We start from the raw sequence: 14932 nt of genomic DNA, 5'->3' as shown, positions 1-14932 counted from the left end.
CGCATGGACGCCGTATCGACGACGACATCCCTGCTCGCCCTCGCCTATCCCGTCCTCGTCGCAACCGCGATGGCGATGGCCCGGGCTATCGGGATGATCCTGGTTACGCCCGCCTTCATCCGGCTCGGGCTGACGGGCCTCATCCGCTCCGGCGTCGCCATCGCCATCTGCATCCCGATCATACCCGGCGTGCTCAACTCGCTCCTGCTGGAGGGCCCCCTGACGAATGTCGTCATCACCGGCCTCCTGGTAAAAGAGACGGTCATCGGCATCGTCATAGGGCTGGCTTTCGGCATCCCGTTCTGGGCGGCCGAGGTCGCGGGCGATCTCGTGGACCTTCAGCGCGGTTCGACGTCCGCCCAGTTGATCGACCCGCTTCAGGTCAGTGAAACCAGCATTGCAGGCACGCTTTTCGTCTTCGCGCTGCTCGCATTGTTCTTCATGTCGGGGGGCTTCCTGCTGCTTCTGGACGGGTTCTACCAGAGTTATGAACTCTGGCCCGTCACCAAATTCGCGCCGGTCGTGGGCACGCAGGCAGTGCCGGCCCTGCTCGGCATTCTCGACCGGATCATGCAGATAGGGCTTCTTCTCATCGCGCCTGTCGTTCTTGCGCTTCTGCTCACGGACGTGATGCTGGCCTATCTTTCGCGCATGTCACCGCAACTGCATATTTTCGACCTGTCGCTGGCGATCAAGAACCTGCTCTTCGCCGTGCTGATGGTGCTCTATATTTCCTACCTGGTGCCCTACATGATGGCGGAGCTCAAGGAACTCCGGAGCACGTCGCTGATCATGCGTTCGCTGATGGAGTGAGCCGCCGAGGCACTCACCGAGGCACTCAGGCGGTGGCGATGCCCAGTTCGTCCAAAATGACATCGATCTGGGCGACCGATTCCGGCTTGGCGTCACCATCCTTGATCCTGTCGGCCAGGCTGGGCGAGGTGATGGTTGCCTTCCCCTTGGTCACGACCGGCCGCTCGTGCAACTGCTCGTTGTCGGTATATTTGTCGTCGCCATCGCTCGTTGCCGGGAAATCCGCAATGTCACCTTTCCGGTCGTCCAGCGTATGGTGCAGATTATCGCGCAAGGTCCCGAGCTTGTCGGCCGGGATCGAGTCGAGCCAATCGGCAAAACGTCGCTGATCCGCCGGGTCGTCGAGCTTGTAGCCCTTCATCTGCGCATATTTGATCAGCAGCGGGACCGGGCTGTAGCCATCGCCGCTCTGATCGACGAGAGCGGCCGCCGTCCTGTCGGACAGCTCGGCATGTTCGAGGAAATGCGCCGAAGTATCGGTCATGTACTTGTTGGATTCGCGGGTATCCAGGAGCACCATCTGCCCTATCACTGCAGCGCCGACGATGACCAGGCCGACCGGACCGGCCATCGAGCCCGTTCCGAACGCCGCAAGTATTCCACCGGCGCCGGCGGCTGCCTGCAACGTCCCCATCTGCCAGTCGCCGCTCATGTAGGAGCGGGTCGCAAGCACGAGATCGAAGCTTGCACCTACCGAGCCGAGCCATTTGGCGGCCGTGGTGCTGCTGCTGCCGAAATGCTTGACGGCGAGCGAATCCGGATTGATCTGCTTGAAGCCGTGAAGCAGTTCGATCGACCTTTGCCCGACGCCGGCAGCGTCGATCAGCACCTTGTACTTCAGGAGCGGGTCTTCACCGGTGCGTGAAATCGTGGAGGCAAGCCCCGCACCAACGCCGGCCAGCCCGATCAGGCGCAACACCTGTCCGGGAACCGTATTGTTGCGGAACGCTTTCATGCCGCCATTCGTATCGGTCAATTTTGCATCGAGGTCCTTCAGCTTCTGGACCATCTGCGCTTCGCTCTCGCCCGCAGCAGGCAAGGCCTCCTCTACGGCGGCGAGCGCTTTCTTGAACTCCTCGTCAGGGATGCCGAGCAGATTGGCAGCCTGGCTGTTCCGCAGCTTTTCGATCCCGGCCTTGGCCTCGGCGATGCTGGCCGGATTATTGGGGTCCAGATTGCCGAAGGTCGGCAGCACATCCCTGCGGACGATCTGGGTCATCGCTTCTTCGGCGAGCTTGCGGCCCCGATCCGTCAGGCGTGCCTGGTGCGTGAGCAGCGACATCACAGCGGGCTTGTCGAGAAGCGCCGGGTCCTGCTTGAGCGCGATCTGCATCGCCATGACCGACTTATCGTCCGAGAAGATCTTGTTGATCGCCTCGTTCGCCGCTTTTTGCTGCGAGGCAAGCTCCGGCGGTAGCTTGGAGAGCTGGCTGATCTGGTTGAGCAGCTGATTGCCCTTTTCGGCAACCTCGCCCTCCAGCTTCAGCTTGTCATCGACCCAGCCCTGCCCCTTCTCCTTCTCATAATCGGTGATGGCCTTTTCGAGCTGCTCGGGCGTCATGGCGCTGCCGTGATTGGTGATCAACCATTGCAGTTCCTGCATATGCGTCGAATATTTGTCGACCGCGCCGTTGACGGATACGGCCGAGAACTCTGCGACGCTGGGCAGGATGGTGTTCTCCACATATTTGCCGTCCGGAACCTTGGAAGCCGTCGCAAGGGGATAATCGAGCCCCGCACCCGTGACGATGGCCAGCCGCATCGATTCCGGGTTGCCGATATGCATGTTGGTGAAGCGATCGATGATGGCGCTGCCGGACGGTGTCTGGCCGATCCGGCCCATGATGATGTTGAGGTTCTGCTGGCCCTCCCGACCGAGGAGTTCGCCTCCGATCTTCTCCTGCCGCTTCGCATTCGCCGCTTCGATGACCGGCATGGCGTCGCTCATGAGCTGGGCCGACAATTTTGGATCGGAATGCCGCGTCAGCAATTCCAGGTTCCGCATCGCCTCCGCGCTGTCGCCCTGTTCGCTGACGGCGGTTTCCGGGTCGTAATTCTTCAAACGCGTGGTCGCCCAATCGGCGGCATTGCCGATAATGGTGCGTGCCTCGCCATGCTCGAGCAGAGCCGCCTGTATGTCGGCGGGCGCGCTCTCATAGGCCGTGCTCAGGCTCTTATAGGCTTCGTCGGGCTTTCCGGTCGCATTCGCGGTCTCGATGATCCGGCGGGCACTGTTTTCGACATCCGGCCCCCGATGGGTGCTTTCACGCAATGTAATACCCAGCTTTTCCGCTGTCTCTTCCAGCGCTATCTGTGACGGGCCGGCTTCTTCCCAATCCCTGTCATAGAGCGCCTGCAATGCCTCGCCGCGCTTGCCTTCCGGCAGGCCTTGCAGATATTCGTCCACCGATTGCGACAGCGCCTTGGCGCCACCGGCATGATCGGCGCTTGAATCGGCGTTGTTCAGTTTGTTGCCCTTGTCGTAGAGGTGCTGCGCAAAGGCCTCCTCCGGATCGGCAATCAGCCCCCGCTCCTTGGCCGCGGCTTCCATTGCGGTCAGGGCCGGGCTCGCATCCTGCCAGTGATCCTTGCTGCCGATCAGCCGCGATATTGCCGCCTGGCGGTCCGCCGCGGGGAGACTGTCGAGATAGGTGCCGACATCGCCCTGCAGCACCTTGGTCTCGGCGTCGTAATCCACCTTTGCCGGATCGTCCGCATATTGGATCTTGTTCGCGCGCTCGTAGAGCTCGCTGCGGAACATGGTCTCGCCGAGCGGCACGTTCTTTTCATTGCGCGGATCATCGGCGACGAGTTCGGGTTCCGCATGCGGGACGATCACCACATCATTGACGTCGATCTGACCCGACTGGCGATCCACCAGCTCGGCATTGGCGCCAAGCACATCCACAAACTTGACATTGTTCTGCTCGGCGATCTGCCACAGGCTGTCGCCCGGCTGGGCAACCACGATCTTCTCACGCGTTGGATCAAAGGCATCGCCGGAACGCGCCCGCTCCTGGATCGCCTGGTTGATCTGCTGCACGAAGAGCTGCTGCTGCTGGGCCGAACCGAAGGGGACCTTGCTGCCATCGGCATTGTAACGGCTCTTGCCATCTACATCGATGCGAAAGGACATCGCGCGCTCTCCTGTCAGACTCGAACGGATCGCTCCACGAACGGGAACCGCGGCAGCGTGCCCCAGGCGCCTAACAGTTTTATGACATTTGCGACATTCAGGCCGGCGAGGAATAGAGATTTGCCATTTTGCCGCAATAGCGGCATCATGTATCGGTTGAAATGCAGCTGCTCACGCACAACCGCAGCGGAGGACGACACGGTGGTTCAGCTTATCAACAATGTCGGCTCGCAGCAGGCGCTCGAGAACAATTGGAATGACGAGAACGCCATGCGCAAATTCGAGAGGGCCGCCGGCGGCGCGGTGCGGTCGCCCAAGGACGCGACACTGGCGAAGAAGCAGCGGCCATCCTCGGTCGAGCTGCGCGCCGGTACGGGTCTTTCGCACCGGAAGAACCTGCTGCAGGACGAGATTGACGAAGAAACCGACGAACCCTTGGCAACGGGCCCGCAACCACGGCCGATACGCGTCAACCTGGTCGGCGTGGAGCCTCTGCCCCAGGCTGCTCCTGCCTGGCGCGGCGCACGTGTGACGCTGGTGGTGGCACTGGTAGCAGCGGCCGCAATCTGCGGCTATTTCCTGCTGGCCTGATCGAGTTCAAGACATAATTCGAAAGTTATGCAGACCGGATTGTCGCCGAGCATGAGACGGCCGCTGGTGATGCCGCCGCGCGTATCGACCATGGTTATGGCGACATGGCTGCCGGAACCATCCGCCGTCACGACGCCCTCGTCGATGAAGACTTCCGTCGCCACATCAGCCACTCTGGCGCCGCCTTCATAGCGCGCCCCGATGAGGCTGCCGACGGAGCCGCGTATGGTCGCACTGGCGATGCCCTGCATACGGCAGACCGCCTCCAGTGTCTCGATGATGTCTTCATTGGGCTTTACCCGCGCAAAAATGAACCGCGCGGCTTCTTTTTGCGCGGGCCGAAGCGGGACCGGATGAAACAAGGTGAAGCCGGTCTCCTCGTCCGGCTCCGACAACAGGCCGATATCCGCTGTCGCATAGGCGGTGACTCTCACCGGCCGCGAGATGATGGTTGCATCTGGAACTATATGGCCGGCACGACGTTCCTCGCCCTCCTGCCAGACCGCATGGCAGTGGCAGAACGGCGCCCCGTCGCGCGTGCCATAGGTGACGCAACCCTTCTCCAGCGCCGCCTCGCCATGCGGCGCGTGGAGATCGCTGTACCAGGCAGCATGGACGCCATCGCTTGAAAGGGCCGGCATGAGGTAGCGGAGCGGCTCGAACGCACCACCTTCCAACTGGATGGCAGCGGCGGCGATCCCGCGTTCTTCGAGATGAAAGGCAAGGCCATCGATGAGGGACGATCCCGGAGCCATTTCGAACTCCAGCCTGATCCCGGCCGCCATATGGCTCTCGAATGGCGCGCCCGTCCGCGCACCGGGATGCTGCAGACGCCGGGGAGCGATGTCCGCCTTGCGGGGCGCGATGTCCGCCGGTCTAGACACCGGCGACCGCCGAACAGCTCTGCCCTCCATCCACCGGAAGGCAGACGCCGGTGATGAAAGCAGCCTCGTCGGAGGCGAGGAACACCGCCGCATTGGCGACGTCGAACGCATTGCCCATCTTGCCCATCGGCACCATCCTGTTGCGCGCGGCAACCATCTCGTCAACAGAGGCGTAATTGCTCGAGATCTGGTTGTAGATCAGCGGCGTGTCGATGAGGCCGGGCATTATGCAATTGGCCCGGATGCCGGATTTCGCATATTGCATCGCCAGGGCGACCGTCGCCTGGTTGACGGCGCCTTTTGCGGCATAATAGGCGAAATAGGGGTAGCCGGTCCACCTGATGGCCGCGAGCGACGATATGTTGACGATGGCGCCTGCGCCGCGCTCGCGCATATGCGGCAGCACCGCCTTCGCCGTGCGGAATATCGAGCCGACATTGATGTCGAGCGAAGATCGAAACCTGTCTTCGTCGAGTTCCTCCGGTCCTCCGGCAGTCGCCACGCCGACATTATTGTGGAGAATGTCGATCTGACCGAATTCCGCGAGCGCCGCTTCCACAGTCCGGGCGATGGACGCGCTGTCGGTCACATCGGCGGAAAAGGCGCTCGCGCGGCCATTCTCGCCATGGATGATCGATGCCGTTTCTTCGGCCGCCTGCGCTTGAATGTCGATACAGGCCACCTTGGCGCCGGCGCGGGCATAGGCGACGGCGGCCGCCTTGCCATTGCTCCAGCCCGGACCGGACGACCCGGCACCGAAGACGAGCGCAACCTTGTTGTTCAGCCTGCCGGTCATCAGAGGAACCCGATCGAAATCCAGGGAATGGCCGCGACGAGGATGGTGCCGATGATCAGGGCTACCAGGTAACCCCAGATCGGGCGCATGCCTTCGTCCGGATTGACGCGGCCGATGGCGCAGGCGGCATAGTAGCCGACGCCGAATGGCGGCGCGAAAAGGCCGATGCCCATCGCCAGGATGACCACCATGGCATAATGGACCTCGTGGACGCCGACCTGGCGGGCGATGGGGAACAGCAGCGGCCCGAACAGTACGATCGCCGGGATTCCCTCGAGGACGCTTCCAAGGATGATGAAGGCGACGATCGACACGGCGAGAAACGCCAGCGGCCCGCCCGGAAGCGCGGCCATGTAGGCGGCGAGGTCGCGCGAGAAGCCGGACTGGGTCAGCGCCCATGCCATCGCCGTCGCTGCACCGATGATCAGCAGGATTGCGCCGGACAGAGATGCCGTATCGACGAGCATCGGCTTTATGCGCCGCCAGTCGAACTGCCGGTAGATGAGCAGGCCGGCGATCACCGCATAGACGATGCCGATGGTCGAGACTTCCGTCGCGGTAGCCACGCCCTCGACGACCGCGGCGCGGATGATGAAGGGCAGCGCCAGGGCCGGCAGCGCGATCAGGAACGCCTTGCCGATCTGGCCACCGCTCGCCTTTTTCACATGCGACAGGTCCTCGTTGCGATAGCGCCGCCACACGACGAAGCACAGCATGACGGCGAGCACGACGCCCGGAAGCAGTCCGCCGGTGAACAGGGCCGCGATCGATACGCCGGTCACGGAACCGATGGTGATGAGAACGAGGCTCGGCGGCACGGTCTCCGTCTGCGCGCCGGTGGCCGAGAGAAGCGCCACCAGTTCGCCCGGCTTCGCCCCGCGCTCCTTCATCTCGGGAAAAAGGACCGGCGCGACCGCTGCCATGTCGGCCGCCTTCGCACCGGATATGCCGGAAACGAGATACATGGCGCCGATGAGCACATAGGACAGGCCGCCCCGGACATGGCCGAGCAGGCTGGCGAGGAACTGCACCATGGCGCGGGCCATTCCCGTCATTTCGATCAGCACGCCGAGAAAGACGAACAGCGGCACGGCGAGCAGGATGAGATGCGACATGCCCTCGTCCATCCGCCCGATCACGACCAGCATCGGCACATTCGTCGTCAGCGACAGGTAGGCGAAGGTGGCAAGGCCGAACGAGAAGGCGATGGGCACGCCACTCAGGACCAGCATAGCCACGACACCGACGAAGAAGATGAGAAGATTGACATTGCCGAGCGGCTTCAGCGACGGGCCGAGAACCCACAGGATGGCGGCGACGACGCCGATGATGGCAATGGCGCCAAGCGCATTGCGCAGGCTCGAAAGCTGGAAGAGCTTGAACAGCGACGACAGGATCATCAGCGCCGCGCCCACCGGCAGCGCCGCGGCGCGCCAGGCATTGGGGATCTCCAGCGCCGGCGTCGTTATGTACATTTCCTCATGGGCGTAGTCATAGGCCGGATACATGATGAACAGGAGGAAGGCCAGCGATCCGGCCACCGCCAACGCGTCGAAAAACGCCCGCCTTTGCGGCGTCATCATCCCGACGAGCGCGGTCATGCGCATATGTTCGCCCCGCCTGAAGGCAACGACGGCACCGAGCATGGCCAGCCAGAGAAACAGGATCGAAGCGAGTTCATCCGACCAGACGATCGGCTGGTGCAGCACGTAGCGCGCAAAAATGCCGGCGAAAAGGATGACGATCTCGGCAAGAACGAGGAAGGCGACCGGATATTCGACAAGCTGCCCGAACAGGCGGTCGCACCTGGACAGCAAGGAGCGATCGTTGCGGCCCGGCGGGGAAAGCACGCTTTCCTCGTCCGCCGTCACGGCCCCTTCGGTGATGTGCAGGCGCGCCACTCTCGTCGGCCCCTACGACAACTGGCCGACGACTTTTTCCAACAGGCCCCAGGCCTCGTCGCCGTATTTGCCCTTCCACTCGGCGTAGAAGCCGGCGCTGCGCAGCGCCTCGCGGAACGGAGCCGGGTCCGGCGTGTTGAATTCGAGGTTCTTCGCCTTGAGGTCGGCCTGCAGCGTCTCGGTCAGCTTGGCCACGTCTTCGCGCTCGGCCATGCCGGCGGCATTGATGTTCTTCGCAACGATCTCCTTGAGATCGTCCGGCAGGGCCTCCCAGGCGCGCCGGTTGCCGAGGAACCAGAAGCCATCCCACATGTGGCCCGTGAGCGAGCAATATTTCTGTACTTCGTAGAGCTTCGCCGTGGAGACGATCGCCAGCGGATTCTCCTGGCCATCGACGATTTTCGTCTGCAGCGAGGAGTATACCTCGTTGAAGTTGATGCTGGCGGGCGCAGCCTGGAAAGCCGTGAACATCGAGGTCCAGAGCGGGCTCACCGGCACGCGGATCTTGAAGTTCTTCAGGTCCTCCGGCGTGACGATCGGCTTGGAGCTCGACGTGATGTGGCGGAAGCCATTGTCCCAGATCTTGTCCATCACGACGAGATTGGATTTGGTGATCTGCCCGCGCACATGGGCGCCGAGATCGCCATCCATGGCCTTCCAGACGGTAGCGCTGTCGGGGAACGCGAAGCCGATGCCATTGATCGAAGCGGCCGGCACGAGCGTCGACAGGATGAGGCCGGACAGGGTGAAGAACTCGACCGCGCCGGAGCGAAGCTGGCTGAGCGTATCCGTATCGGAGCCGAGCTGGCTCGACGGGAATATCGCCAGTTCGAACCTGCCGCCGCTCTCTTCCTTGATCTTGTCCGCCGCTTCCTGCGCCCGGATGTTCATCGGGTGCGTCACCGGCAGGTTGTTGGCGTATTTATAGGAAAACTCGGCCGCATTGGCCGGGCGGCGCATGATGAACGGGCTGGCAAGAACTGTGCCGCCGGCTACAAGCAGCATCTGGCGGCGAGAAATATTGGTCACGGCTGTATCCTCCCTTATTCGCATCCATCCCCGGAGCGTCGGCAGGACCTCCCTGTCCTGCACACGATCCATAATGTAGAATGGATGCCCTCCTCAATCTTGTGAAAATCATAGACAAACCGTACGGTCTTGCAATCTTTTTTATAGCATTGTTGTATAGTTCGAAAACTCGATCCACATTATGGATCATATGGGCGAACATGGAACAGCGGTTGACCAAGACGAAGAACCTCAATGGGGCGCAGAGCGTCGACAGGGCGCTGACGCTGCTCAGCCTCGTCAGCTATTTCGGCGATTCGGGCGCGGCCCTCAGCGAAATCGTCGAGCAGAGCGGCTTGAACAAGCCGACCACCCGCCGTCTGCTTCTGGCACTCATCCGCTCCGGCCTCGTCGAACAGGACAGCCTGACGCGGCGCTACCAGCTGGGCGAGGAAGCCTATGTGCTGGGCACGCTCGCCTCGCGCCGCTACGGGCTGTTGCAGCTTGCGCGCGACAGCCTGGCGATCCTCTCGGCAAAGACGCAGGATACGAGCTTCCTGTCGATCCAGCGCGATTCATATTCCGTCTGCCTGCATCGCGAGGAGGGAACCTACGAGATCCGTACGCATGCGCTGCAGGCAGGCTACAGACACCCGCTCGGTGTCGGCGCCGGTTCGCTGGCCATTCTCTCGGCGCTTCCTGACGAGGCCGTGGACGAGATCATCCGCACCAATGAGCCGACTCTGCTTGCCGAATACCCCAATCTTCATCCGGCGCAGATGTGGGAAGACGTGAAGACGACGCGCCAGACCGGCTTTGCGCTCAATCCCGGCCGCATCCTGGCCAATTCCTGGGCCATCGGCTATGCGATCCGCTATCCCGACGGCAGCCCCGCAGGAGCCTTGAGCATCGCGGCCATCGACAGCCGCATGCAGCCGCAAAGGCAGCTGGAGCTCGCGGCGCTGATGCGCACCGAGGCACGCAAGATCGAGACGCGGCTGGCGCAATTGCAGCCGGTCAATGGCCGCCTGAAGCGGCTTGGCGGCAGTACCCTGAAAATGCACAGGCGACTTGAAGCGGGAGAAGCATGATGGCAACGAGCGGACTTGCCGTGAAGCCTGCAACGACCAGGGTGATGAACCTCGCCGGGTTCCTCGACCAGGCGGCACGTCGTTTTCCCGACCGGATCGGCTTCGTCTGGGGCGAAAAAACATGGAGCTGGGCCGAGATAGGCCGGCGCGTCAATGCCATGGCGCACGCGCTGCAAACCCGGTTCCAGGTGCAAAAGGGCGACCGGATCCTGATCCAGTCGCAGAACTGCAACCAGATGTTCGAATCCATGTTCGCCTGCTTCCGCATCGGCGCCGTGTGGGTGCCGGCGAACTACCGCCAGACCCCGCAAGAAGTCGCCTATCTGGCGAAGGCCAGCGGGGCAAAGGGGATTATCTGCGGCTCCGCCTTTCCGGACCATGCGAAAGCCTGTGTCGAAGCCGCCGATACGGCTCCGTTCGTCATAACCATCGGCAGCGCCAGCTTCGGCGAAGACTATGATGCCATCGTCGAGGAATTTTCCGGCCAGGCGGCTGCGCTCGCGGCGGTCGATCATCATGATCCCTGCTGGTTCTTCTTTACCTCCGGCACGACGGGCCGGCCCAAGGCCGCCATTCTCACCCATGGCCAGATGGCATTCGTGATCACCAATCATCTCTGCGATCTCATGCCCGGCACGACACATGATGATGCGTCCCTCGTCGTCGCGCCGCTTTCGCACGGCGCCGGCATTCACCAGCTTACCCAGGTCGCCCGCGCGGCAAAGACGATCCTGCTTCCGACCGAAAAATTCGATGCGGAGGAAGTCTGGCGCCTGGTCGAAAAATGGCGCGTGACCAACATGTTCACGGTGCCGACGATCCTGAAGCTCATGACCGAGCATCCCTCGGCAGGCCGGCATGATCATGCCTCGCTGCGCTACGTCATCTATGCAGGCGCGCCGATGTATCGGACCGACCAGATCCAGGCCCTGCGCACCCTCGGCCCCGTCATCGTCCAGTATTTCGGCCTCGGCGAGGTTACCGGCAACATCACCGTGCTTCCGCCGAGCGATCACCATCTCGGCGACGGGCCGGAAGTCCGGCCGGGCACCTGCGGCTATGCCAGGACCGGAATGATGATCTCGATCCAGGACGATACCGGACGGGAGCTCGAACCCGGCGCGACGGGCGAGATATGCGTGATCGGGCCCGCCGTTTTCGCCGGCTATTACGACAATCCCGAAGCCAACGAGAAAGCGTTTCGCGATGGCTGGTTCCGCACCGGCGATCTCGGCCACATGGACGAGGAAGGCTACCTCTACATCACCGGTCGGGCGTCCGACATGTATATTTCCGGCGGCTCCAACGTCTATCCGCGCGAGATCGAGGAAAAGATACTCAGCCATCCAGATGTCACCGAGGTCGCCGTCATAGGCATTCCAGACCCGGTCTGGGGCGAAGTCGGCCTCGCGGTCTGCGTTCCGCGCGCCAGCGCCGAGCTTGACGAAAGCGTGCTGTCCAACTGGCTGGACGGCAAGATGGCTCGCTACAAACTGCCGAAGCGTTACGTCTTCTGGCCCGACATGCCGAAATCGGCCTATGGCAAGATCGCCAAAAAGCTGATCCGCGAAGAACTGATCCGCAGGAATCAACTGGACGCGGGCCGCTGAAAGCCGATATCAGGCGGGCGGATCACGGGACAATGCAATCGACATGGCGGAAATAGCAATTATCGGCGGCGGACCGGCCGGCCTGATGGCAGCCGAGACGCTTGCCAGCAGCGGACACGGCGTGACGGTCTATGACGCCATGCCGACGGTTGGCCGCAAATTTCTGCTGGCCGGCAAATCGGGGCTGAACCTCACCCACGCCGAGGATTATGACAGTTTTCGCCGTCGTTTCGGCGCGGCGGGCGACCGGTTGCGCCCGGCGCTCGACGATTTCACGCCGGCGCAGATCCGCGACTGGGCGGCGGGGCTCGGCACCGAGACTTTCGTCGGATCGTCGCAGCGGGTATTCCCCGTGGCGATGAAAGCCTCGCCCCTGTTGCGCGCCTGGCTTGCACGGCTGGACGCTGCCGGGATCAAGATCGTGAAACGCCATCGCTGGGTCGGGCTGAAGGACGGCGCGCTCGTCTTCGAAACGCCGACGGGGCAAATATCGACGCAAGCCGATGCCGTGCTCCTGGCGCTCGGTGGCGCCAGCTGGCCGCGCCTCGGCTCCGATGGAAGCTGGACCCATATCCTCGCGCAGCATGGTGTGGAAATAGCCGGGCTTCTGCCCGCAAATTGCGGTTTCGACGTCGCCTGGAGCGATTATTTCCGCGAGCGCTTTGCCGGCATGCCCGTCAAATCCGTCATCGCCAGCTCGGATGCCGGCACGATACAGGGCGAATTCGTCATCACCCAGCACGGGGTCGAAGGCAGCCTCATCTACGCCCATGCAGCGGCGCTGCGCGATAAGCTGCTCCGCGAAGGGACGGCGCGGCTGGTGCTGGACCTTGCGCCGGGCCGGGATCATTCCAGGCTGGCGCAGGATCTGGACCGCGCCCGCGGCAAGGCGAGTTTCTCCAATCGCCTGCGCAAGGCAGCGCGGCTCGACAGCGTCAAGGTATCCCTGCTCAAGGAGTTGGCCGGACCGGACGACCTCGCCGATGCGGCAGGCCAGGCGAGATCGATAAAGCAGCTGCCGCTGACGCTTTCCCGCCCGCGCCCGATAGAAGAGGCCATCTCCTCGGCAGGCGGCATCCGCTGGTCGGCCATCAATGGGAACTACATGCTCAAATCATTGCCGGGCATATTCGCGGCGGGCGAAATGCTGGATTGGGAAGCGCCGACCGGCGGCTATCTCCTCACCGCGTGTCTCGCGACGGGACGTGCCGCCGCCCATGGCATCCGTGCATGGCTCGGCCAACGCTGAATTCGTCTAGTCGCCATTGTGCCTTGAGACGTTCATTTCGCTTCTCTCCCGCGCCATGGCGGTGACGGCGGTACGCAAGCCCGGATAACGCGACGCGAACAGGTTGAAATCACGCCGGTCGAGCACGAGGAACTGGCAGAAATCGATCGCAACGACATCGGCCGTGCGCCTGCCGCCGCTCAGAAGCGCCATCTCGCCGAAGAAGGCGCCGGGCTCCAGCTGCACCGCGGCATCCTCCAGCCGCACTTCCACCGAACCGGCGACGACGAAATACATGCCGTCGCCCCGGTCGCCGACGCGAATGACCTTCTCGCCGGGCGTGGCGGTTTTCGGCCGGAACAGCAGGAAAAGCTCGTCGCGCGAGTTCCTGTCCATCTGCGAGAACAGCGGGAACGTGTCGATGAGCTGCTTCAGCTTCTGCTCATGCTTGCGGTCACGTTCTTCGCCGGCAGCGCGGATCTTCGCGAGCTCGCGTGACAGGGTCTCGTGTTTCTGCTTGCCGTGGCGTTCGGAGAAGGCGGGCCACAGGCGGCCGACCAGCTTGTGTCCCCATTCTGCGCCGCTGAAGACGAAAGCATTCAGCGTGATCGACAATATGGCGCCAGCCAGGATGAGATCCTGCCCTTCCTTCGGCAGCAATCCCAGCGAAACGCCGAGCCCGGCAAGGATGAACGAGAATTCGCCGACCTGGGCGAGGCCGGCGGCAACGGTCAGGCTCATGGCGATCGGATAGCGCAGGATCAGCACGATCGCGCTGGCGATGATCGATTTGCCGACGATGATGAGGAACAGCGTCGCCGCGACTGCGACGGGCTCGCGCACCAGAACGGACGGATCGAACAACATGCCGACGGAGATGAAGAACAGCACGGAAAAGGCGTTCTGCAGCGGCAGGGAGTCGGCTGCCGCCCTGTGGCTGAGATTGGACTCGCTCATGATCACGCCGGCGAAGAACGCGCCGAGGGCGAAGGACACGCCGAACAGTTCCGCCGAGCCATAGGCGATACCGAGCGCGATGGCGAGGACGGAGAGCGTGAACAGTTCGCGTGAGCCCGTCCGCGCGATCAGCGTCAGGAGCCATGGCACTATTCTCGGCCCGATATAGATCGCTATGAAGGCGAAAACCGCCACCTTGAGCAGCGTCAGGCCGATCGTCATCGCGATGCTGCCGCTGCCATGGGCGGCTGCGGCGCCGGACGTGCCGAGGCTATCGGCGAGCGTCGGCAGCAGCACGAGCGCGAGCACCATGGCAAGATCCTCGACGATCAGCCAGCCGACCGCGACACGGCCATTGGCGGAGTTGACGAGGTTTCGCTCTTCGAGCGCCTTCAGGAGCACGACGGTGCTGGCGACGGAGAGGCTGAGACCGAAGACGATGCCGGCGCCGAGCCCCCAGCCCCAGAACGAGCAAAGAGCGACGCCGGCGAGCGTCGCAAGCAGGATCTGCACGATCGCGCCGGGCACGGCAATGCGGCGGACGGCAAGAAGTTCGGACGTCGAAAAGTGAAGCCCGACGCCGAACATCAACAATATGACGCCCATTTCGGCCAATTGGCCGGCCAGATTGGTGTCGGCGATGAAGCCGGGTGTGAAGGGGCCCATGGCGATGCCCGCGACGAGATAGCCGACAAGCGGCGGCAGCCTCAACCGATCGGCGATAAAGCCGAAGATTGCAGCCGCGACGAAGCTCACGGCTACGGTCGATATCAATGCGACTTCGTTGTGCACGCGACCTCTGGAATGTTCTTATGTCCCCAAGGCGCCGACCGAAGGTGGCGCTCTATGTTCGATAGGAACAGCCCGGCGTAAATGCAAGCCGAAAGAAGCGTTGGGGAGCATCGGCAATGCGCCCG

General features: G+C 62.9%; 11 protein-coding genes. 5 read left to right on the top strand and 6 right to left on the bottom strand.

The features are described from left to right. Nucleotides 1-3 precede the first annotated feature (3 nt). Nucleotides 4-813, top strand: a complete 810-nt coding sequence (gene sctT / locus M8997_RS13815) for a type III secretion system export apparatus subunit SctT (RefSeq protein ID WP_250018841.1) — start codon at nt 4-6, stop codon at nt 811-813. Between the two features lie 25 nt (nt 814-838). Here the strand turns inward: sctT and M8997_RS13810 are convergent, their stop codons facing one another. Next, nucleotides 839-3949: a peptidoglycan-binding protein LysM gene (locus tag M8997_RS13810; protein ID WP_250018842.1), complete on the bottom strand. Its 3111-nt coding sequence runs from the start codon at nt 3947-3949 to the stop codon at nt 839-841. A 201-nt stretch (nt 3950-4150) separates the two neighbouring features. Between M8997_RS13810 and M8997_RS13805 the strand changes: the two genes are divergently transcribed. Further along, nucleotides 4151-4540, top strand: a complete 390-nt coding sequence (locus M8997_RS13805; protein ID WP_250018843.1) for a hypothetical protein — start codon at nt 4151-4153, stop codon at nt 4538-4540. Here M8997_RS13805 and M8997_RS13800 read toward each other — a convergent pair. From M8997_RS13800 to M8997_RS13785, 4 genes are read right to left on the bottom strand one after another with little or no spacing between them, the layout of a single operon-like run. Next, the gene (locus tag M8997_RS13800; protein ID WP_250018844.1) at nt 4522-5424 is read right to left on the bottom strand and encodes a PCC domain-containing protein; all 903 of its coding nucleotides are present in this window, start codon (nt 5422-5424) and stop codon (nt 4522-4524) included. The genes M8997_RS13805 and M8997_RS13800 overlap by 19 nt on opposite strands. After that, a complete protein-coding gene (locus M8997_RS13795; RefSeq protein WP_250018845.1) occupies nt 5417-6220 on the bottom strand; it encodes an SDR family NAD(P)-dependent oxidoreductase in 804 nt (267 codons plus the stop codon). The genes M8997_RS13800 and M8997_RS13795 overlap by 8 nt, the downstream gene beginning before the upstream one ends. Further along, nucleotides 6220-8121 carry a TRAP transporter large permease subunit gene (locus M8997_RS13790; protein WP_371929577.1) on the bottom strand — a complete coding sequence of 634 codons (1902 nt, stop codon included), beginning with the start codon at nt 8119-8121 and terminating at the stop codon, nt 6220-6222. The genes M8997_RS13795 and M8997_RS13790 overlap by 1 nt, the downstream gene beginning before the upstream one ends. A 12-nt stretch (nt 8122-8133) precedes the next feature. Beyond that, nucleotides 8134-9126, bottom strand: a complete 993-nt coding sequence (locus tag M8997_RS13785; RefSeq protein ID WP_250018975.1) for a TRAP transporter substrate-binding protein — start codon at nt 9124-9126, stop codon at nt 8134-8136. 224 nt (nt 9127-9350) lie between these two features. On the opposite strand from M8997_RS13785, the gene M8997_RS13780 reads away from it, so the two are divergent. Genes M8997_RS13780 through M8997_RS13770 form a run of 3 tightly spaced genes read left to right on the top strand, consistent with a single transcriptional unit; the run spans nt 9351 to nt 13079 of the window. Next, nucleotides 9351-10220: an IclR family transcriptional regulator gene (locus tag M8997_RS13780; protein ID WP_250018846.1), complete on the top strand. Its 870-nt coding sequence runs from the start codon at nt 9351-9353 to the stop codon at nt 10218-10220. After that, nucleotides 10220-11830 carry an acyl-CoA synthetase gene (locus tag M8997_RS13775; RefSeq protein ID WP_371929576.1) on the top strand — a complete coding sequence of 537 codons (1611 nt, stop codon included), beginning with the start codon at nt 10220-10222 and terminating at the stop codon, nt 11828-11830. Before M8997_RS13780 ends, M8997_RS13775 begins: the two co-directional genes overlap by 1 nt. Before the next feature lie 37 nt (nt 11831-11867). Beyond that, nucleotides 11868-13079: a TIGR03862 family flavoprotein gene (locus M8997_RS13770; RefSeq protein ID WP_250018976.1), complete on the top strand. Its 1212-nt coding sequence runs from the start codon at nt 11868-11870 to the stop codon at nt 13077-13079. 6 nt (nt 13080-13085) lie between these two features. On the opposite strand, the gene M8997_RS13765 is transcribed toward M8997_RS13770, so the two are convergent. After that, entirely contained in the window at nt 13086-14807 is a 1722-nt protein-coding gene (locus tag M8997_RS13765; RefSeq protein WP_250018848.1) for a cation:proton antiporter, read from the bottom strand. Nucleotides 14808-14932: the final 125 nt, after the last annotated feature.

Origin of the sequence: Phyllobacterium sp. 21LDTY02-6, from assembly GCF_023554255.2 — a bacterium.
Taxonomy (GTDB): domain Bacteria; phylum Pseudomonadota; class Alphaproteobacteria; order Rhizobiales; family Rhizobiaceae; genus Phyllobacterium.
This window is presented reverse-complemented; position numbering and strand designations above follow the sequence as displayed.

Bases quoted from the DNA above. Each gene is read 5' to 3' on its own strand.
- sctT (WP_250018841.1), top strand. From the start codon at position 4: ATGGACGCCGTATCGACGACGACATCCCTGCTCGCCCTCGCCTATCCC.
- M8997_RS13810 (WP_250018842.1), bottom strand. From the start codon at position 3,949: ATGTCCTTTCGCATCGATGTAGATGGCAAGAGCCGTTACAATGCCGAT.
- M8997_RS13795 (WP_250018845.1), bottom strand. From the start codon at position 6,220: ATGACCGGCAGGCTGAACAACAAGGTTGCGCTCGTCTTCGGTGCCGGG.
- M8997_RS13785 (WP_250018975.1), bottom strand. From the start codon at position 9,126: ATGCTGCTTGTAGCCGGCGGCACAGTTCTTGCCAGCCCGTTCATCATG.
- M8997_RS13780 (WP_250018846.1), top strand. From the start codon at position 9,351: ATGGAACAGCGGTTGACCAAGACGAAGAACCTCAATGGGGCGCAGAGC.
- M8997_RS13775 (WP_371929576.1), top strand. From the start codon at position 10,220: ATGGCAACGAGCGGACTTGCCGTGAAGCCTGCAACGACCAGGGTGATG.